Source organism: Pseudomonas sp. Pc102, from assembly GCF_018408275.1.
GTDB lineage: Bacteria > Pseudomonadota > Gammaproteobacteria > Pseudomonadales > Pseudomonadaceae > Metapseudomonas > Metapseudomonas tohonis.
Window position 1 is genome coordinate 3,162,948 of the sequence record NZ_AP021905.1, and the last position, 18,122, is coordinate 3,181,069.

The 18,122-nt window shown below is 67.9% G+C and carries 17 protein-coding genes; 11 read left to right on the forward strand and 6 right to left on the reverse strand.

Annotation, left to right across the window (positions count from 1 at the left end; genetic code table 11):
• Window positions 1–84: 84 nt before the first annotated feature.
• A complete protein-coding gene (locus tag PHLH3_RS14660; protein ID WP_213630168.1) occupies window positions 85–999 on the reverse strand; it encodes a LysR family transcriptional regulator in 915 nt (304 codons plus the stop codon).
• Window positions 1,000–1,137: 138 nt separating this feature from the next.
• On the opposite strand from PHLH3_RS14660, the gene PHLH3_RS14665 reads away from it, so the two are divergent.
• On the forward strand, window positions 1,138–1,881 hold the full coding sequence (locus tag PHLH3_RS14665; RefSeq protein WP_213630170.1) for an SDR family oxidoreductase: 744 nt from the start codon (window positions 1,138–1,140) through the stop codon (window positions 1,879–1,881).
• Between the two features lie 94 nt (window positions 1,882–1,975).
• On the opposite strand, the gene PHLH3_RS14670 is transcribed toward PHLH3_RS14665, so the two are convergent.
• Window positions 1,976–2,206: a DUF2789 domain-containing protein gene (locus PHLH3_RS14670; protein WP_173178091.1), complete on the reverse strand. Its 231-nt coding sequence runs from the start codon at window positions 2,204–2,206 to the stop codon at window positions 1,976–1,978.
• Between the two features lie 129 nt (window positions 2,207–2,335).
• On the opposite strand from PHLH3_RS14670, the gene PHLH3_RS14675 reads away from it, so the two are divergent.
• On the forward strand, window positions 2,336–2,782 hold the full coding sequence (locus PHLH3_RS14675) for a VOC family protein (protein WP_213630563.1): 447 nt from the start codon (window positions 2,336–2,338) through the stop codon (window positions 2,780–2,782).
• A 174-nt stretch (window positions 2,783–2,956) separates the two neighbouring features.
• Window positions 2,957–3,253 carry a hypothetical protein gene (locus tag PHLH3_RS14680; RefSeq protein WP_173178092.1) on the forward strand — a complete coding sequence of 99 codons (297 nt, stop codon included), beginning with the start codon at window positions 2,957–2,959 and terminating at the stop codon, window positions 3,251–3,253.
• A 63-nt stretch (window positions 3,254–3,316) separates the two neighbouring features.
• Here the strand turns inward: PHLH3_RS14680 and PHLH3_RS14685 are convergent, their stop codons facing one another.
• On the reverse strand, window positions 3,317–3,505 hold the full coding sequence (locus PHLH3_RS14685) for a hypothetical protein (RefSeq protein ID WP_213630172.1): 189 nt from the start codon (window positions 3,503–3,505) through the stop codon (window positions 3,317–3,319).
• A gap of 219 nt (window positions 3,506–3,724) precedes the next feature.
• Between PHLH3_RS14685 and PHLH3_RS14690 the strand changes: the two genes are divergently transcribed.
• The 3 genes from PHLH3_RS14690 to PHLH3_RS14700 are packed head-to-tail and all read left to right on the forward strand — an operon-like array spanning window position 3,725 to window position 8,652.
• The gene (locus tag PHLH3_RS14690; RefSeq protein WP_213630174.1) at window positions 3,725–4,795 is read left to right on the forward strand and encodes an HlyD family efflux transporter periplasmic adaptor subunit; all 1,071 of its coding nucleotides are present in this window, start codon (window positions 3,725–3,727) and stop codon (window positions 4,793–4,795) included.
• Window positions 4,795–7,524 carry a ribosome-associated ATPase/putative transporter RbbA gene (gene rbbA / locus PHLH3_RS14695; RefSeq protein WP_213630176.1) on the forward strand — a complete coding sequence of 910 codons (2,730 nt, stop codon included), beginning with the start codon at window positions 4,795–4,797 and terminating at the stop codon, window positions 7,522–7,524. Before PHLH3_RS14690 ends, rbbA begins: the two co-directional genes overlap by 1 nt.
• Before the next feature lie 3 nt (window positions 7,525–7,527).
• Window positions 7,528–8,652 (forward strand): ABC transporter permease, encoded by a 1,125-nt coding sequence (locus PHLH3_RS14700; RefSeq protein WP_213630178.1) that lies wholly within the window; start codon window positions 7,528–7,530, stop codon window positions 8,650–8,652.
• Here the strand turns inward: PHLH3_RS14700 and PHLH3_RS14705 are convergent.
• Window positions 8,649–9,269: a LysE family transporter gene (locus tag PHLH3_RS14705; protein ID WP_173178097.1), complete on the reverse strand. Its 621-nt coding sequence runs from the start codon at window positions 9,267–9,269 to the stop codon at window positions 8,649–8,651. The two genes, PHLH3_RS14700 and PHLH3_RS14705, sit on opposite strands and share 4 nt — an antisense overlap.
• Before the next feature lie 131 nt (window positions 9,270–9,400).
• On the opposite strand from PHLH3_RS14705, the gene PHLH3_RS14710 reads away from it, so the two are divergent.
• Window positions 9,401–9,856, forward strand: a complete 456-nt coding sequence (locus PHLH3_RS14710; protein ID WP_173178098.1) for an Lrp/AsnC family transcriptional regulator — start codon at window positions 9,401–9,403, stop codon at window positions 9,854–9,856.
• A gap of 130 nt (window positions 9,857–9,986) precedes the next feature.
• Here the strand turns inward: PHLH3_RS14710 and PHLH3_RS14715 are convergent, their stop codons facing one another.
• Complete coding sequence (locus PHLH3_RS14715; RefSeq protein ID WP_213630180.1) at window positions 9,987–10,589, reverse strand: hypothetical protein; 603 nt, start codon at window positions 10,587–10,589, stop codon at window positions 9,987–9,989.
• 379 nt (window positions 10,590–10,968) lie between these two features.
• Here PHLH3_RS14715 and PHLH3_RS14720 point away from each other — a divergent pair, with 379 nt between their 5' ends.
• Window positions 10,969–11,622 (forward strand): DUF480 domain-containing protein, encoded by a 654-nt coding sequence (locus PHLH3_RS14720; RefSeq protein WP_173178100.1) that lies wholly within the window; start codon window positions 10,969–10,971, stop codon window positions 11,620–11,622.
• 99 nt (window positions 11,623–11,721) lie between these two features.
• The gene (locus tag PHLH3_RS14725) at window positions 11,722–12,852 is read left to right on the forward strand and encodes a M14-type cytosolic carboxypeptidase (protein ID WP_213630182.1); all 1,131 of its coding nucleotides are present in this window, start codon (window positions 11,722–11,724) and stop codon (window positions 12,850–12,852) included.
• 224 nt (window positions 12,853–13,076) lie between these two features.
• On the opposite strand, the gene PHLH3_RS14730 is transcribed toward PHLH3_RS14725, so the two are convergent.
• On the reverse strand, window positions 13,077–13,640 hold the full coding sequence (locus tag PHLH3_RS14730; RefSeq protein WP_213630184.1) for a TetR/AcrR family transcriptional regulator: 564 nt from the start codon (window positions 13,638–13,640) through the stop codon (window positions 13,077–13,079).
• A 169-nt stretch (window positions 13,641–13,809) separates the two neighbouring features.
• Here PHLH3_RS14730 and PHLH3_RS14735 point away from each other — a divergent pair, with 169 nt between their 5' ends.
• Window positions 13,810–14,958 carry a MexC family multidrug efflux RND transporter periplasmic adaptor subunit gene (locus PHLH3_RS14735; RefSeq protein WP_213630186.1) on the forward strand — a complete coding sequence of 383 codons (1,149 nt, stop codon included), beginning with the start codon at window positions 13,810–13,812 and terminating at the stop codon, window positions 14,956–14,958.
• A gap of 27 nt (window positions 14,959–14,985) precedes the next feature.
• Entirely contained in the window at window positions 14,986–18,117 is a 3,132-nt protein-coding gene (locus PHLH3_RS14740) for an efflux RND transporter permease subunit (protein ID WP_213630188.1), read from the forward strand.
• Window positions 18,118–18,122: the final 5 nt, after the last annotated feature.

The window sequence follows — 18,122 nt, forward strand, 5'->3', positions numbered from 1 at the left end:
TGCAGCCGTCGGATGGCTAGGGCCGTGCGAAGCCCATGCCGTGGGGACCACGGATCGATGGGTTTCGCTGCGCTCTACGCCATCCTACGGCTCCAGCGGCACCCATTGCGGGTCGGAAAGCCGTTCCACCAGGCGGTCGAACACCCGCCTTACCCGTGGCGATACCGGCCCGCGCTGGGGCCGGTAGACGAACATCTCCCAGGACGGCGATTCGTCGTCGACCAGCACCCGCACCAGGCGTCCGCTGCGGATGTGCGGCGTCACCAGGTAGCTGGGCAGTTGCCCGAAGCCGACGCCCGCCAGCACCGCCTCGCACTCGCACTCCTGGTCGTCGGTGGTGAAGGCGGCACGCTGCGGTTGCAGCTGGCGGCCCTCGGCGAAGGTCCAGGGCCAGAGGCGCCCGGTGTTGCCGTCGATCAGCGCGGTGGTCGGCAGCCGGTTCAGGGCGTCGATGTCTTCCGGGGCGCCGACGCGCTCGACCAGTGCCGGCGCCCCCACCACGTAGAGCGGCACGGTCGCCGTGGGTCGCGCGATGTAGCGGCGGTCGCGGATGAAGCCCATGCGCACGCCGATGTCGATCTGCTCGTCGACCGAGTCGGTCATCTGGTCCGAGAGGCGCATGTCCAGCACGATCTCCGGGTGCTCGCGCTGCAACTCGGCCAAGAGCGGCAGCACGAAGCGCCGGCCGATGGAGCGCGGTGCGGTGACGCCCACGCGGCCGGCCATCTCGTCCCGGCCGCGGCGGACGTGGCGCTGGAACAGCTGGTCGAAGCTGCCCAGGGTCTCCCGCGCCTGGGCTGCCAGCAGTTCGCCGTAGGCGGTGATCTGCACCTGGCGCGTGCTGCGATGGAACAGCGGCTCGCCCACCAGTTGCTCCAGGTCCTTGATCGCCCGGGTCACCGTCTGCGGGGAGGCGCCGAGGCGCGTGGCGGCTTCGCGGAAGCTGGCGGACTCGGCGGCGATGCAGAAGATGCGCAGCATTTCCATTCGGTTGAGCATGTCGGCGGCCTTCGGATTGTTCCTGATTCTGGAATTCCGCAATCCTAATCCTTCCATTCCCTGAGCGTCATCGGATTTCCATACTGGCCTCCAGCAGCAGGAACCCCTCCTGCCGGCAGCCAACCTGAGGAACCCGACATGAGCAGCAACATCAACGGCAAAGTCATCGTCATCACCGGCGCCAGCAGCGGCCTCGGCGAAGCCACCGCCCGCCACCTGGCCGCCCTGGGCGCCTCGGTGGTGCTCGGTGCGCGCCGCGTCGATCGTCTCGACGCGCTGGTCAGCGAAATCACCGCTGCCGGCGGCAAGGCCGTGGCCTTCGCCACCGACGTCACCGACCCGGCGCAGGTCCGCGCCCTGGTGCAGGGCGGCATCGATGCCTTCGGCCGCATCGACGTACTGGTCAACAACGCCGGACTGATGGCCATCGCGCCGCTCTCCGAAACCCCGCTGGAAGAGTGGGACCGCATGATCGACATCAACATCAAGGGCGTGCTCTACGGCATCGCGGCGGCGCTGCCGGTGTTCCAGGCACAGCGCAGCGGTCAGTTCATCAACGTCGCCTCGGTGGCCGGCCACAAGGTGTTCAGCCCGGGCGGCACCGTGTACAGCGGCACCAAGTTCGCCGTGCGGGCCATCAGCGACGGCCTGCGTCATGAAGTGGGCGGCGACATCCGCGTCACCGTCATCTCCCCCGGCGCGGTGGATTCGGAACTGAAGCTGGGCAGCTCCCACGAGGAGAGCCGCCAGGCCCTGGGCGAGTTCTACAAGCTGGCGATCCCCGCCGAATCCGTCGCCCGGGCCATCGCCTACGCGGTGGAACAACCGGCGGACGTGGACATCAGCGAAGTGGTGCTGCGCCCGACCGTGCAGGACTTCTGATCGAGCGGGCGTACCTGCGCAGCAAAACGAAACGGCCCCCATGGGGCCGTTTTTTCGTTCGAACGTGGACGTGCTTCCCTGGCTGTTCGCCGATTCACTTCGACAAACGCACCGCCAGCTCGTCCACTTCCACGGCCCAGTCGGCGTCCTGCACCAGGGCGTTGCGCAGGAAGGCGCTCTGGGCGTCGTTCCAGAAGGGCGCTTCGTGGATCTTCTGCCCGTCGGCGAGGGGGTGGTCGGCGATGAAGGCCTCGATCCTGTCGTGCCCGGATTCCAGGCCGAGCTGCTCGAAGAGGGTGGCGAGGTTGTGCGGGGTCGTATCCATGGAGGGCTCCGTTACGGATGGGAAAGATGCAGGGACTATAGACCCACGCCCCACGCTTTTAGTGTCGGTGAATCCTGCGCTAAGGTGGCGCGCCCGCCCATGCGGGGTGGGCACCCGAGGAAGGAATCCATCATGCATTTCAATGCCCTGGTCCCGGAGTTGCTGGTCGTCGATTTCGCCCGCAGCCTGGATTTCTACTGCCGTGTCCTGGGGTTCGAAGTGGCGTACCAGCGCCCCGAGCACCGCTTCGCCTACCTGCGCTTCGGCGAGGCCCAGCTGATGCTGGAGGAGGACGACGGCGAGGCCTCGGAGTGGCGGGTCGAGCCCCTGGAAGCGCCGTTCGGGCGCGGACTCAACCTGTCGATCCGCTGCGCCGACGCGCTGGCGTTGATCGCGCGCATCGAGGCGGCCGGGGTGAGGTTGCGGCGCGGAGCCGAGGAGCGCTGGTACCGCCAGGACGAGCAGGCGCACGGTGAACTCAACTTCCTCCTGCAGGACCCGGACGGCTACCTGCTGCGCTTCCACCAGAGCCTGGGGATGCGCGCGTTCGGCGGGGTTCTGCCGGCGCAGGGGTGACGAAGGCTGCGGTACATGAGCCAAGGGCTTCGCGAGCAGAGCTCGCTCCTACGGTTTGTGGCGGGTGTGTGCTGCCTCGCGAAGCGGGAATTCTTTGCCGACGCCACGGAACCCGCGCCGCTGCGCTGGTTCAAATCGGCACTGATTCCTTCACATGCCGATTCCGGAGCTGTCATGCGTACCCACACCAAACTTCTGTTGGCAGGCCTTTGCTTCCTTCCCCTGGCCGGTTGCTTCAAGGGCGAAGTCGACCAGTCGGTGCTTTGCACCTACAGCTCCGATGCCGAGGCGCGCCAGTGCAAGGAAGGCGAGCTGTCCTGGTTCAAGCCGGCCCGCTGGAGCAACGAGCAGTTGCCCCTGAGCGTTGCCGCGGCGTACTGCAACTTCAACCACGAGGTGATGTACAACAACGCAGGCGTCATCTGCGTGTTCACCGAGAAGCGCATGAGCCTGGTGAAGAACAGCCAGTAAGCCCGGCGGGCGCCCACAAAAAAGCCAGCATCACGCTGGCTTTTTTTGTGCCGGTGCGCCGGATCAGCGCTTGCCCATCGAACGGCGCGAGCCGCGCGGTGCCGCTCCGGGGCGCTGGCCGCGGTCGTGGGTCTTGAGGGTCTGGTACCAGGGCACGTTCTGCTTCTTCACGGCCTTGGCCGGGGCGGCCGCCTCGGCGCTGCCTTCGGTCTGGGCCTGTTGCTCGGGGCTGGTGGTTTCGCTGGTGTTCATGGTCGGTCCGGGGGCGCATGGGCGCCGGTTTGATCGTGGTTGGCCGTGTTCGAGGCGCGCAATCATACATCAAGTCGTCTGTGACTGCCGTGGCTTCGGCTGGATGGAAACCGAGCCGGAAGAGGCCGGAAAAGGCCCGACCTGACATGAGTCAAAGTGACTCATTGCCGTTTGGCGGATGATCTCCCCCATCGAAATCCAGCCATTCGGGATACCAAGATGAAGCAGCCAAGCAAGCAGAAACTGACCTGGGCGGCGGCGCTGCTGGCCGTCGTGGCGGTGGCAGCCGGCGCCTGGTGGGTGTTGCGGCCGGTCGGCCTGGGCGAGGGTTTTGCCAGCGGCAACGGGCGGATCGAGGCCACCGAGGTGGACGTGGCGACCAAGCTCGCCGGCCGCGTGGCCGAGATCATGGTGGACGAGGGCGACTTCCTCACCCCCGGCCAGCCGGTGGCGCAGATGGACACCCAGGTGCTGCAGGCGCAGCTGGCCCAGGCCCAGGCCCAGGTGCGCCAGGCCGAGAACGCGCGGCTCACCGCCCAGGCGCTGGTGGCCCAGCGTGAGAGCGAGCAGGCCACGGCCAAGGCGGTGGTCAGCCAGCGCGAGGCGGAACTGGTGGCCACCCAGAAGCGCTTCGCCCGTACCGAGACCCTGGTCAAGCGCAACGCCATGCCCCAGCAGCAACTGGACGACGACCGCGCGGTGATGCAGAGCGCCCAGGCGGCACTGGCCGCCTCGCGCTCCCAGGTGATCTCCGCCCAGGCCGGCATCGAGGCGGCCAAGTCCCAGGTGATCGAGGCGCAGTCGGCCATCGAGGCGGCCAATGCCAGCGTCGCCCGCCTGCAGGCGGACATCGACGACAGCCTGCTCAAGGCCCCCCGCGCCGGCCGCGTGCAGTACCGCGTGGCGCAGCCGGGCGAAGTGCTGCCGGCCGGCGGCAAGCTGCTCAACCTGGTGGACCTGGGCGACGTCTACATGACCTTCTTCCTGCCCGCCGGCCAGGCCGGGCGCGTGCACCTGGGCGACGAGGTGCGGCTGATCATCGACGCGGTGCCGCAGTACGTGATCCCCGCCAAGGTCTCCTACGTGGCCAGCGTCGCCCAGTTCACGCCGAAGTCCGTGGAGACCGCCAGCGAGCGCGAGAAGCTGATGTTCCGCGTCAAGGCGCGCATCGACCCGGCGCTGCTCAAGCAGCACATGACCGCCGTGAAGACCGGTGTGCCCGGCATGGCCTACCTGCGCCTGGATGCCGAACGGCAATGGCCGCAGCACCTGCAGGTGAAGGTGCCCTGATGAACGCCTCCGACGGCAGCGTCGCCCGCCTGGCCGGGGTCAGCCTGGCCTACGGCGAGACCTTCGCCCTGCGCGAGGTCGACCTGGTGATCCCGGCCAACCGCATGGTGGGCCTGATCGGTCCGGACGGCGTCGGCAAGTCCAGCCTGCTGGCGTTGCTGGCCGGCGCGCGGAAGATGCAGCAGGGCGAGATCGACGTGCTGGGCGGCGACATGCGCTCGGCCCGCCACCGCCGCGCCATCTGCCAGCGCGTCGCCTACATGCCCCAGGGGCTGGGCAAGAACCTCTACCCGACGCTGACGGTGGTCGAGAACCTGGATTTCTTCGGCCGCCTGTTCGGCCACGACCGCGCCGAGCGCGAGCGACGCATCGACGACCTGCTGCGCAGCACCGGCCTCGACCCGTTCCGCGAGCGCCCGGCGGGCAAGCTCTCCGGTGGCATGAAGCAGAAGCTCGGCCTGTGCTGCGCACTGATCCACGACCCGGACCTGCTGATCCTCGACGAGCCCACCACCGGCGTCGACCCGTTGTCGCGCAACCAGTTCTGGGAGCTGATCGGCCGCATCCGCGAGGGCCGCGACGGCATGAGCGTGCTGGTGGCCACCGCCTACATGGAAGAGGCCGAGCGCTTCGACAGCCTGGTGGCGATGGACGCCGGGCGGGTCCTGGCCACCGGCAGCCCCGCGGAGATCCGCACCCAGACCGGCACCGACAGCCTGGAAGCGGCCTTCATCGCCCTGCTGCCGGAGGAGAAGCGCCGCGACCACCGCCGCCTGGTGATCCCGCCGCTGCCGCAAGGCGAGCGCGCCGTGGCCATCGAGGCGGACGGGCTGACCTGCCGCTTCGGCGAGTTCGTCGCCGTCGACCGCGTCAGCTTCCGCATCGAGCGCGGAGAGATCTTCGGCTTCCTCGGCTCCAATGGCTGCGGCAAGTCCACCACCATGAAGATGCTCACCGGCCTGCTGCCCGCCAGCGAAGGCAGTTGCGCGCTGTTCGGCCAGCCGGTGGATGCCGGCGACATGGCCACGCGGCGGCGCGTGGGCTACATGTCCCAGGCGTTCTCCCTGTACCGCGAACTGACGGTGCGGCAGAACCTGGTGCTGCATGCGCGGCTGTTCCACCTGCCGGCCGAGCGCATCGAGGCGCGGGTGGCGGCGATGATGCAGCGCTTCGACCTGGCGGGCGTGGCCGACGAGCTGCCCGACGCGCTGCCGCTGGGCATCCGCCAGCGCCTGTCCCTGGCGGTCGCGGTGATCCACGAGCCGGAGATCCTCATCCTCGACGAGCCCACGTCCGGGGTCGACCCGGTGGCCCGCGACGGTTTCTGGGCGCTGATGATCGACCTGTCGCGCAACGATGGCGTGACCATCTTCATCTCCACCCACTTCATGAACGAGGCCGAGCGTTGCGACCGCATCTCGCTGATGCACGCCGGCCGCGTGCTGGCCAGCGACACCCCGGCGAACCTGGTGGCCGCTCGCGGCCTGCCGAGCCTGGAGGCGACCTTCATCGCCTACCTGGAGGAGGCCGCCGGCATCGCCGGCCAGGCCCCTGCCGAGGCGGCCCCGGCGACCCGGCCGACGGAAGCCGCCCGTGCCGGGCGCGGCTTCAGAGCGCAGCGGCTGTTCAGCTATGCGCGGCGCGAGGCCATGGAGCTGCGCCGCGACCCGATCCGCCTGACCCTGGCACTGCTCGGCACCGTGCTGCTGATGTTCATCATCGGCTACGGCATCAGCATGGACGTGGAGGACCTCTCCTATGCGGTGCTCGACCGCGACCAGACCACCACCAGCCAGGCCTACGCACTGAACCTCTCCGGCTCGCGCTACTTCATCGAGCGCGCGCCGATCCAGGACTACGCGGAACTGGACCGGCGCATGCGCAGCGGCGAGCTGAGCCTGGCCGTGGAAATCCCGCCCGGCTACGGCCGTGACCTGAAGCGTGGCGCCAGCCCCGCCATCGGCGTTTGGATCGACGGCTCCATGCCGACCCGCGCCAACACCGTCGCCGGCTACGTGCAGGGCATGCACCTGGGTTACCTCGCCGAGCTGGCCCGGCAGTCGCCCGAAGGGGGCGGCCAGAGTGCCGCCAGCGTCGAGGTGCGCTACCGCTACAACCCGGATGTGGAAAGCCTCAAGGCCATGGTGCCGGCGGTGATCCCGCTGCTGCTGATCATGATCCCGGCGATGCTCACCGCCCTGGGCGTGGTGCGCGAGAAGGAGCTGGGCTCGATCACCAACCTCTACGTCACGCCGGTCACGCGGCTGGAGTTCCTGCTGGGCAAGCAGCTGCCCTACGTGGCGATGGGCATGGTCAGCTTCCTGCTGATGGTGGCCCTGGCGGTGTTTGTGTTCGGCGTGCCGCTCAAGGGCAGCTTCCCGACCCTGGTGCTCGCCGCGCTGTGCTACGTCACGGCTGCCACCGGGCTCGGCCTGTTCCTCTCCACCTTCATGCGCAGCCAGATCGCTGCGGTATTCGGTGTCGCCATCGCCACCATGGTGCCGGCCATCCAGTTTTCCGGGCTGGTGCACCCGGTGTCGTCCCTGGAAGGCGCGGCGGCGCTGATCGGCCAGGCCTATCCCGCCACCCATTTCCTCATCATCAGCCGGGGCGTGTTCTCCAAGGCGCTGGGCTTCGCCGACCTGGCCTACTACTTCGTGCCGCTGTTGCTGACCATCCCGTTGCTCACCCTGTTCAGCGTGCTCGCGCTGAAGAAGCAGGAGGCCTGACCCATGCGCAGCCTGGCCAACATCTTCAACCTCGGGCTCAAGGAATTCCGCAGCCTGCAGCGCGACTACGCGATGCTGGTGCTGATCCTCTGGGCCTTCAGCCTGGGCGTGTACAGCTCCGCCACCGGCATCCCGGAAACCCTGCACCATGCGCCCATCGCGGTGGTCGACGAGGACCGCTCGCAGCTCTCCACGCGCCTGGTCAACGCCTTCCAGCCGCCGTACTTCCGCGTTCCCGAGCTGATCGACCAGGGGCGCATGGACCGGGGCATGGACACCGGCCTCTACACCTTCACCCTGGACATCCCGCCCGACTTCCAGCGCGACGTGCTCGCCGGCCGCAACCCGGCGGTGCAGCTCAACGTCGACGCCACGCAGATCGGCCAGGCCTTCAGCGGCGCGGGCTACATCCAGAACATCGTTTCCACCGAGGTCAACGAGTTCGTCGCCCGCTACCGGGGGGCGAAGGCGATGCCGGCGGAGCTGACGGTGCGCACGCTGTTCAACCCCAACCTGACCCAGGCCTGGTTCGGCGGAGTGATGGAGGTGATCAACCAGATCACCATGCTGTCGATCATCCTCACCGGCGCGGCCCTGATCCGCGAGCGCGAGCACGGCACCGTCGAGCACCTGCTGGTGATGCCGCTGTCGGCGTTCGAGATCATGCTGGCCAAGGTCTGGTCCATGGGCGCGGTGGTGCTGGTGGCCGCCGCGCTGTCGCTGGTGTTCGTGGTGCGCGGCTGGCTGGCGGTGCCCATCGAGGGCTCGCTGGGGCTGTTCCTGGTGGCGGCGGCGCTGCACCTGTTCGCCACCACGTCGATGGGCATCTTCCTCGGCACCGTGGCGCGTTCCATGCCGCAGCTGGGGCTGCTGACCATCCTGGTGCTGATGCCGCTGCAGATCCTGTCCGGGGGCACCACCCCGCGCGAAAGCATGCCCGAGCTGGTGCAGCAGATCATGCTGGCGGCGCCCACCACCCACTTCGTCGCCCTGGCCCAGGGCATCCTCTATCGCGGCGCGGGGCTGGACATCGTCTGGCCGCAATTCCTGGCCATCATCGGCATCGGCAGCGCCTTCTTCTTCGCTGCCCTGGCCCGGTTCCGCCGGACCATCACCCAGATGGCCTAGGCGGCCAGGACCCGCGCCAGCTGCCAGGCGGCGAAACCGAGCAGGAACAGCCCGGCCGCCTGGTCGACACGGCGCAGCAGGCCGGCGTCCAGGTGGTGGCGCACGGCGGCCACGCCCAGCGCCAGGGCCAGCCACCACAGCGCCGAGCCGCAGAACACCCCGGCGACCATCAGCAGCGCGCTCGCCGTACCGGGCGTCGCGCCGGCACCGAGGCCGGCGAAGACCGCGATGAAGGCGAGGATCGTCATGGGGTTGGTGAGCGTCAGCGCGAAGACCGATGCCAGTGCCTTCCAGCCATTGCCGGGCTCGACCAGGGCGGCGGCGCGGCGGGCCGGCGTGGCGCGCAGCAGGCGCAGGCCCATCCAGGCGAGGAAGCCCGAACCGACCAGCGCCAGGGGCGTGGCCAGCGCGACGAAGGCCTGGATCAGCGCCTGCACCCCGAACGCCCCCAGGGCACCGAAACAGGCGTCCGCCAGCGCGGCGCCCAGACCGCTGAGAAAGCCGATGCGGGCGCCGTGGTCCAGGCTGCGCTGGATGCAGAGCAGGCCCACGGGGCCCACGGGTGCGGCGATCGAGAGGCCGATCAGAGCGGATTTGAAGAACAGCGTGAGGTCCATCCGGGCCACCGGTCAGGTCATGGGGATGGCATTATTCTGCGGAGCTGCAGCCGATCTTTGAATGCAGTAACTATGGTAATTATCTGGCTTTGCCTGAATTGATTAGGTGTATGTCGATAGGGGCCTTAAAAATGGAGCTCGATGCCAAATCCTGGAAAATCCTCCAGGCCATTCAGGACGAAGGGCGTATTTCGCTCACCGAACTGGCCAGCCGGGTGGCGCTTTCGCTGCCGGCGACATCGGAGCGCCTCAAGCGCCTCGAAGAGTCCGGGGTGATCGAGGGCTATCGCGCCTGCGTGTCCGCCGAGCATGCCGGCTACGAGGTGATGGCGTTGATCGGCATGACCACGCCCCAGCCGGACAAGGCGCGCCTGGTGGCGCTGCTGCAACAGATGCCGGAGGTGCTGGAATGCCTGCATGTGACGGGGCAGGACTCGTTCATCCTGCGGGTGGTGACGCGCAACATCCGCCACCTGGAACGCTTCGTCGGCAGCATCAACCACTTCGGCGAGACGCGGACGTCCATCGTGATGTCGGCGCCGATTCCGCTGCGCCCTCTGCAGCCACCGGCTACGGCGTCGGAGTGACGGCTGGAAAAGCGGAAGGGTAGAAGCACTGAAGGCGCCTCAAGGGCGCCTTCAGCATTTACGGGCTGGGTACATCGCTCAGACCTCGCACGGGATTCCTGGGTCGGATGGCAACCTGTGCAGCGGCCTGTCAGGAGAAGCGGAAGCCCGGGGTGCGGTCGGAGCCGTCTTCGGCGACACGGAAGCCCGGGGTGCGGTCGGAGCCGTCTTCGGCAACGCGGAAGCCGGGAGTGCGGTCGGAACCATCTTCGGCAACGCGGAAGCCGGGAGTGCGGTCGGAGCCGTCTTCGGCGACACGGAAGCCGGGAGTGCGGTCGGAACCGTCTTCGGCAACGCGGAAGCCCGGGGTGCGGTCGGAGCCGTCTTCGGCAACGCGGAAGCCGGGAGTGCGGTCGGAACCGTCTTCGGCAACGCGGAAGCCGGGAGTGCGGTCGGAACCGTCTTCGGCAACGCGGAAGCCGGGAGTGCGGTCGGAACCGTCTTCGGCGACACGGAAGCCGGGAGTGCGGTCGGAGCCGTCTTCGGCGACACGGAAGCCGGGAGTGCGGTCGGAACCGTCTTCGGCAACGCGGAAGCCCGGGGTGCGCTCGGAGCCATCTTCAGCCAGGCGATTGATGGTGCGTTCGGCGCCACTGGCGACGGTCTGCTGGGTCTGCGCGGCGCCTTGGGGCAGGGCGAACGCGGTAGCGGACAGGGAAGCGATGAACAGGCTGGCAAGGATTTGCTTTTTCATTTTGGGTGCCTCGTGATTTCAAGTGGGGTTGAAAGTGAACACGGGGCCAATGTTACGGATGAAAAATCGATAAAGAAGTGGATATCGGTAATGGTCTACATCGATCCCGTCGATAGTTGAATTGGCATGCTTTTAAATCAATGGTTTACGCCATGAAATGGGGTGTTTTAAGGCCGTTGAAACCTTACGTAAAAGACTTTTTCGCCAAATGATAACAATCTATTAATTCGATTGATTTGGTTGATCACGGCACTTTCCGGGCGTCGCGGCCGGTTGGGCTGTTCAGGGAAGCGAACAGCTGAGTCCAGGGGCGCAACGCGGTGCAAAGGAGCGGGGAGTCACGCTAGGCTATGGCCCTTTCCCACCATCGGATGGCGACATGTCCAGCGAGATCGAAACCCCCTTCAGCAACGAGCCCCTTTCCGCCGTCGAGGTCCGCCTGCTCGGCAGCCTGATCGAGAAGCAGGCCACCACGCCGGAGTCCTACCCGCTGACCCTCAACGCGCTGGTCCTGGCCAGCAACCAGAAGACCAGCCGCGAGCCGGTGATGAACCTGACCGCAGGCCAGGTGGGGCAGGGCATGCGGGTGCTCGAGGGGCGCGGGCTCGCGCGCCTGGTGATGGGCAGCCGGGCCGACCGCTGGGAGCAGCGCGCGGAGAAGACCCTGGAGCTGGTGCACGGCCAGTTGATCCTGCTCGGCCTGTTGCTGCTGCGCGGCCCGCAGACCCTCAACGAGCTGCTGACCCGCAGCGGCCGCATGCATGAGTTCGACGACGTCGAGCAGGTGCAGCACAACCTCGAACGCCTCGCCGCGCGTGGCCTCGTCACCCTGATCCCGCGCCAGTCGGGCCAGCGCGAGGATCGCTACATGCACCTGCTGGGCGAGAAGGCCGACCTCGAAGAACTGCTGGCCGCGCGGCAGAGCGCTCCGGAGCGCAGCGAGAGCCGTGCCGCCAGCGACTCGCGCATCGAGCAGCTGGAGGCCCGTGTCGCCGAACTCGAAGAGCGCCTGGCGCGCCTCGAAGCCCGCTGATTACCCTTCTGCGCAACTCTTTGTCGCCTGGCGCGTTTCGCCGTGCCGGGCGACCTGCCATCCTTTCGCGCAACCCTGATACCCACGCCTGAGGTAGCCATGAAAATCAGCTCGGACTTCGATAGCGGCAATATCGAGGTGAAGGACGCCAGCAATCCGCAGCACCTGTTGCTGGCGATGCGCCCGGACCTCAAGAGCCACCACTTCCAGTGGTTCCATTTCAAGGTCGAGGGCATGACCCCCGGCCAACGCCACGACTTCAGCCTGGTGAACGCCGGCCAGTCGGCCTACGCCCACGCCTGGACCGGCTACAACGCCGCCGCGTCCTATGACCACGTCAACTGGTTCCGCGTACCCAGCCACTTCGACGAGAAAGGCCTGCACTTCGGCCTGCAACCGCGCGAGGGGCAGATCTGGTTCGCCTACTTCGAGCCCTACAGCCGCGAACGCCACGACCGCCTGATCGCCGACGCCCTGGCCAACGCCGGCGCCGAGCTGTTCGCCACCGGCAAGAGCATCGAGGGCCGCGACATCCAGCTGCTGCGGGTCAGCCGCAACCCGGCGGCCCAGCGCAAGATCTGGATCATCGCCCAGCAACACCCCGGCGAGCACATGGCCGAGTGGTACATGGAGGGCGTGATCGAGCGCCTGAAGAACAAGGACGACGCCGAGCTGAACGCGCTGCTGGCCAAGGCCGACCTCTACCTGGTGCCGAACATGAACCCCGATGGCGCCTTCCGTGGCCACCTGCGTACCAACGCCGCCGGCAAGGACCTCAACCGCGCCTGGCAATCGGCCAGCGAGGCCGAGAGCCCCGAGGTGTTCTTCGTCCAGCAGCAGATGCGCAAGGTCGGCGTGGACCTGTTCCTCGACATCCACGGCGACGAGGAGATCCCCCACGTGTTCACCGCCGGCTGCGAAGGCAACCCGGGCTACACCCCGCGCCTGGAACGCCTCGAAGAGGAATTCCGCCGTCGCCTGGTGGAGATGGGCGCCGACTTCCAGACCCGCTACGGCTATGCGAAGGACGAGCCCGGCAAGGCCAACACCACCCTGGCCTGCAACGCCGTCGGCATGGAGTTCGACTGCCTGTCGTTCACCATCGAGATGCCGTTCAAGGACCACGACGACAACCCCAACCCGGAAGCGGGCTGGGACGGCAAGCGCTCCATGAAGCTCGGCCAGGACGTGCTCAGCGTCGCCGCCGCGATGGTCGACACGCTGCGCTGACAGCCGCCGCGCCCCTGCTAAAACGCCGCCTCCCCGTTGCCGGGGAGGCGGCGTTTTTCGTTGTGCGGCCCTCCGATCGCGAGTGCTGCTGGGGCGGCTCGCTCTTCAGTGGGCCCCCGCGTTCGCGGGGGTGACGGTGAGGGCGTGGGCGGCCAGGCAAACCCGTCATCCTCGCGAACGCGGGGATCCATTAGAGCTGGAGCAACCTGCGACCACTCTCGCCCTCAGGCGCGGGCGGGCGCCGCCGCACCGTGGAGGAAGATCTGCTCGAGGATCGCCGCCGAGCCGGATCGGGCCATGCGGCCGCGGCGTTCGGCGTCGACGATGCCGAAGATCAGCGAGAGGAACAGCTCCGAGAGCACCGCCGCGCTGATGTCGATGCGGAACACCCCCTCCTGCTGGCCGCGCAGGAAGAACTTGTCCAGGGCGACGCAGTAGCTCTGCCAGCGGTCGTCCTCGGCCTTCGGATCGAGGGTGTCGGGGTTGTACTGGAACATCAGGAACACCAGCAGCTCGCGGTGCATCAGGTGTTCGCCGATCAGCCTGCGCAGCGCGTCCAGCGGCTCGGCGTGCTGCAGGTCGCCGGCGGAGAGTATCTGGCCGATCACCGTCTCGCCGTGGGTGATGAGCATCTCCACCAGGTTGTCCCGGGTGCCGCAGAAGCGGTGCAGCGTGGCCTTGCTCACGCCGGCCGCTTCCGCCAGCTCCTTCAGCGTGGCGCGCGGACGCTCGACGAAGGCGACGGCCAGCGCCTTGATGAGTCGTTCGTCTTGGGCTGTCAGCGACATGGAAGGGTCCCGTCTTGAATTTCGGATTGGGCGCATTGTGCAGAAAAACCCTCAGTCTTCAACGGTGAAAGACATGATTAATAAAAAAAGATTCAAATGAGACAATGTTGACTCATTTAGATCAATGAAAGATCATGCGCGCCTTTCCAGTCTAGGGTCCGGGTGAAACATGGGCAGATTGCGTGCAGTAGGAATCGTCTCGGTATGGGTTGCAGCCATGGTGCTGGCCGGTTGCGGGGCATCGGGCGAGCCGGAGGCGGTTGCCGAGGTGGCCAGGCCGGTGGACGTCGTGGCGGTGGTGGCCGAGCCGCTGGTCCTGACCAGCGAGCTGCCGGGGCGCATCGAGCCCATGCGTGTGGCCGAGGTGCGTGCCCGGGTGGCGGGCATCGTGGTGCACAAGCGCTTCGAGGAGGGTGCGGACGTCAAGGCCGGCGACCTGCTGTTCCAGATCGACCCGGCACCGCTCAAGGCGGCGGTTTCCCGCGCCGAGGGCGAGCTGGCGCGGGCCGAGGCGACCCTCTTCGAGGCCCAGGCGCGGGTCAAGCGCTACGAGCCCCTGGCCAGGATCGAGGCGGTCAGCCAGCAGGACTTTGACACCGCCACCGCCGACCTGCGCAGCGCCAAGGCGGCGGTGCGTACGGCCCAGGCGGACCTGGAGACCGCGCGCCTGAACCTGGGCTACGCCTCGGTCAAGGCGCCCATCTCCGGTCGCATCGGCCGCGCGCTGGTCACCGAAGGCGCTCTGGTGGGGCAGGGCGAGACCACGCTCATGGCGCGCATCCAGCAGCTCGACCCCATCTACGCCGACTTCACCCAGCCGGTGGCCGACGCCCTGCGCCTGCGTGAAGCGCTCAAGGGCGGCACGCTCTCCGCCGACGACAGCCAGGCGCTGCGCATCCACGTCGACGGCACCGACTACGCACGCCAGGGCGAGTTGCTGTTCACCGACGTCTCGGTGGACCCGGGCACCGGCCAGGTGTCCCTGCGTGGCGAGTTCGCCAACCCCGACGGCGTGCTGCTGCCCGGCATGTACGTCCGGGTGAGCGCGCCCCAGGGCAGCGATGCCAACGCCATCCTGGTGCCCCAGCGTGCCGTGCAGCGTGCGGCCGATGGCAGCGCCCTGGTACTGGTGATCGGCGCTGACGAGCGCGTCGAGGCCCGTCCCGTGCACACCGGTGCCATGCAGGGCGCGCGCTGGCAGATCAGCCAGGGCCTGGCCAGCGGCGACCGCGTGATCGTCGGCGGCCTCACCGGCCTGCAGCCGGGCGCCAAGGTCGAAGCGCGTCCCACCCAGGAGCAACAGGCAGCCCGCCAGTAAGGCCGGTATCGCCGCGAGGAAACGTCCATGTCTCTGTTCTTCATCAAGCGCCCCAACTTCGCCTGGGTGGTGGCGCTGTTCATCTCCCTGGCCGGCCTGCTGGTCATCCCGATGCTGCCGGTGGCCCAGTACCCCGACGTCGCGCCGCCGCAGATCACCATCACCGCCACCTACCCGGGCGCCTCGGCGCAGGTGCTGGTGGACTCGGTCACCAGCGTGATCGAGGAGGAGCTCAACGGCGCCAAGGGCCTGCTGTATTTCGAGTCCACCAGCAACTCCAACGGCACTGGCGAGGTGGTGGTCACCTTCCAGCCCGGCGTCAACCCGGAGCTGGCCCAGGTGGACGTGCAGAACCGCCTGAAGAAGGCCGAGTCGCGCCTGCCCCAGGCCGTACTCACCCAGGGGGTGGAGGTCGAGCAGACCAGCGCCGGCTTCCTGCTCATCTACGCCCTCAACTACAAGGAAGGTGCCCAGCGCAGCGACACCACGTTCCTGGGCGACTACGCCGCGCGCAACATCAACAACGAGCTGCGCCGGGTGGCCGGCGTCGGCAAGCTGCAGTTCTTCTCCTCGGAAGCGGCGATGCGCGTCTGGATCGACCCGCAGAAGCTGGTGGGCTACGGCCTGTCCATCGACGACGTGGGCGCCGCCATCCGTGGGCAGAACGTGCAGGTGCCGGCCGGTGCCTTCGGCAGCTCGCCGGGCAGCACCCAGCAGGAGCTGACCGCCACCCTCGCGGTGAAGGGCACCCTGGACGACCCGCAGGAGTTCGGCCGCATCGTGCTGCGCGCCAACCCCGATGGTTCCTCGGTGAAGCTGGCGGACGTGGCCCGCCTGGAAGTGGGCAGCGAGAGCTACAACTTCTCCTCGCGCCTCAACGGCAAGCCCTCGGTGGCCGGTGCCATCCAGCTGTCCCCGGGCGCCAACGCCATCCAGACCGCCGGGGCGATCAAGCAGCGCCTGGCCGAGCTGTCGGTGAACTTCCCCGACGACGTCGAATACTCGGTGCCCTACGACACCTCGCGCTTCGTCGACGTGGCCATCGAGAAGGTCATCCACACCCTGCTCGAAGCCATGGTGCTGGTGTTCCTGGTGATGTTCCTGTTCCTGCAGAACGTGCGTTACACCCTGATCCCCGCCATCGTGGTGCCGGTGTGCCTGGCGGGCACGCTGAGCGTCATGTACCTGCTGGGCTTCTCGGTGAACATGATGACCATGTTCGGCATGGTGCTGGCCATCGGCATCCTGGTGGACGACGCCATAGTCGTGGTCGAGAACGTCGAGCGGATCATGGCCGAGGAGGGCCTGTCGCCGCGCGCCGCCACGGTCAAGGCGATGGGCCAGGTGTCCGGCGCCATCGTCGGCATCACCCTGGTGCTCTCGGCGGTGTTCCTGCCGCTGGCCTTAATGGCCGGTTCCGTGGGCGTCATCTACCAGCAGTTCTCCCTGTCGCTGGCGGTGTCGATCCTGTTCTCCGGCTTCCTCGCCCTGACCTTCACCCCGGCCCTGTGCGCCACGCTGCTCAGGCCGATCCCCAAGGGGCACCATGAGAAGCGCGGCTTCTTCGGCGCCTTCAACCGCGGCTTCACCGGCCTCACCCAGGGCTACACCCGCCTCAACGGCGGCCTGGTCAAGCGCGCCGGGCGCTTCATGCTGGTGTACGCCGGCCTGGTGGCGCTGCTCGGCTACTTCTACCTGCGCCTGCCGGAATCCTTCGTCCCGGTCGAAGACCAGGGCTACATGATCGTCGACGTGCAACTGCCGCCGGGCGCCACCCGTGCGCGCACCGACGTCACTACCCAGGAGCTGGAGCAGTACCTGGACTCCCGCGAGGCCGTGGCCAACACCTTCCTGGTCATGGGCTTCAGCTTCTCCGGCATGGGCGAGAACGCCGCGCTGGCGTTCCCCACCCTGAAGGACTGGTCCGAGCGCAGCGACGCGCAATCGGCCGGGGCCGAGGCGTTGCTGGCCAACCAGAGCCTCGCCGGCGTCAGCGACGGCGTGATCATGGCCGTGACCCCGCCGCCCATCGACGGCCTGGGCAACTCCGGCGGCTTCGCCCTGCGCCTGCAGGACCGTGGCGGCCTCGGCCGCGAAGCGCTGCTGGCGGCTCGTGACCAGCTGCTGGGCCAGGCCAACGGCAACCCGAAGATCCTCTACGCGATGATGGAAGGCCTGGCCGAAGCGCCGCAGCTGCGCCTGGAGATCGACCGCGAGAAGGCCCGCACCCTGGGCGTCAGCTTCGAGACCATCGGCAGCGCGCTGTCCACGGCGTTCGGCTCCTCGGTGATCAACGACTTCTCCAACGCCGGTCGCCAGCAACGCGTGGTGGTACAGGCCGAGCAGGGCGAGCGGATGACCCCGGAAAGCGTGCTCAAGCTCTACGTCAGCAACGCCAGGGGCGAGCAGGTGCCGCTCTCCGCCTTCGTCACCACCCGCTGGGAAGAAGGCCCGGTGCAACTGGTGCGCTACAACGGCTACCCGACCATCCGCATCTCCGGCGACGCCGCGCCCGGCGTCAGCACCGGCGAGGCCATGGCCGAGCTCGAACACCTGGTGGGCCAGCTGCCCGCAGGCATCGGCTACGAGTGGACGGGCCTGTCGTACCAGGAGAAGGTCGCCAGCGGCCAGGCGGTGCAGCTGTTCGCCCTGGCCATCCTGGTCGTATTCCTGCTGCTGGTGGCGCTCTACGAGAGCTGGGCGATCCCGCTGTCGGTGATGCTCATCGTGCCCATCGGCGCCCTCGGCGCGGTGCTCGCGGTGACCTCGGTCGGCATGCCCAACGACGTGTACTTCAAGGTCGGCCTGATCACCATCATCGGCCTGGCGGCGAAGAACGCGATCCTCATCGTCGAGTTCGCCAAGGAGCTACGAGAGCAGGGCCACAGCCTGCGCGAGGCCGCCATCGAGGCCGCGCGCCTGCGCTTCCGCCCGATCATCATGACCTCCATGGCCTTCATCCTCGGCGTGGTGCCGCTGACCCTCGCCACCGGCGCCGGTGCGGCCAGCCAGCGCGCCCTGGGCACCGGCGTCATCGGCGGCATGCTCAGCGCCACGCTGCTGGGCGTCATCTTCGTGCCCATCTGCTTCGTCTGGGTGCTGTCCCTGCTGCGCAGCCGCCCGGCGGCCAGCCAAGAAACCACCAAGGTCCTGGAGTGATCGCC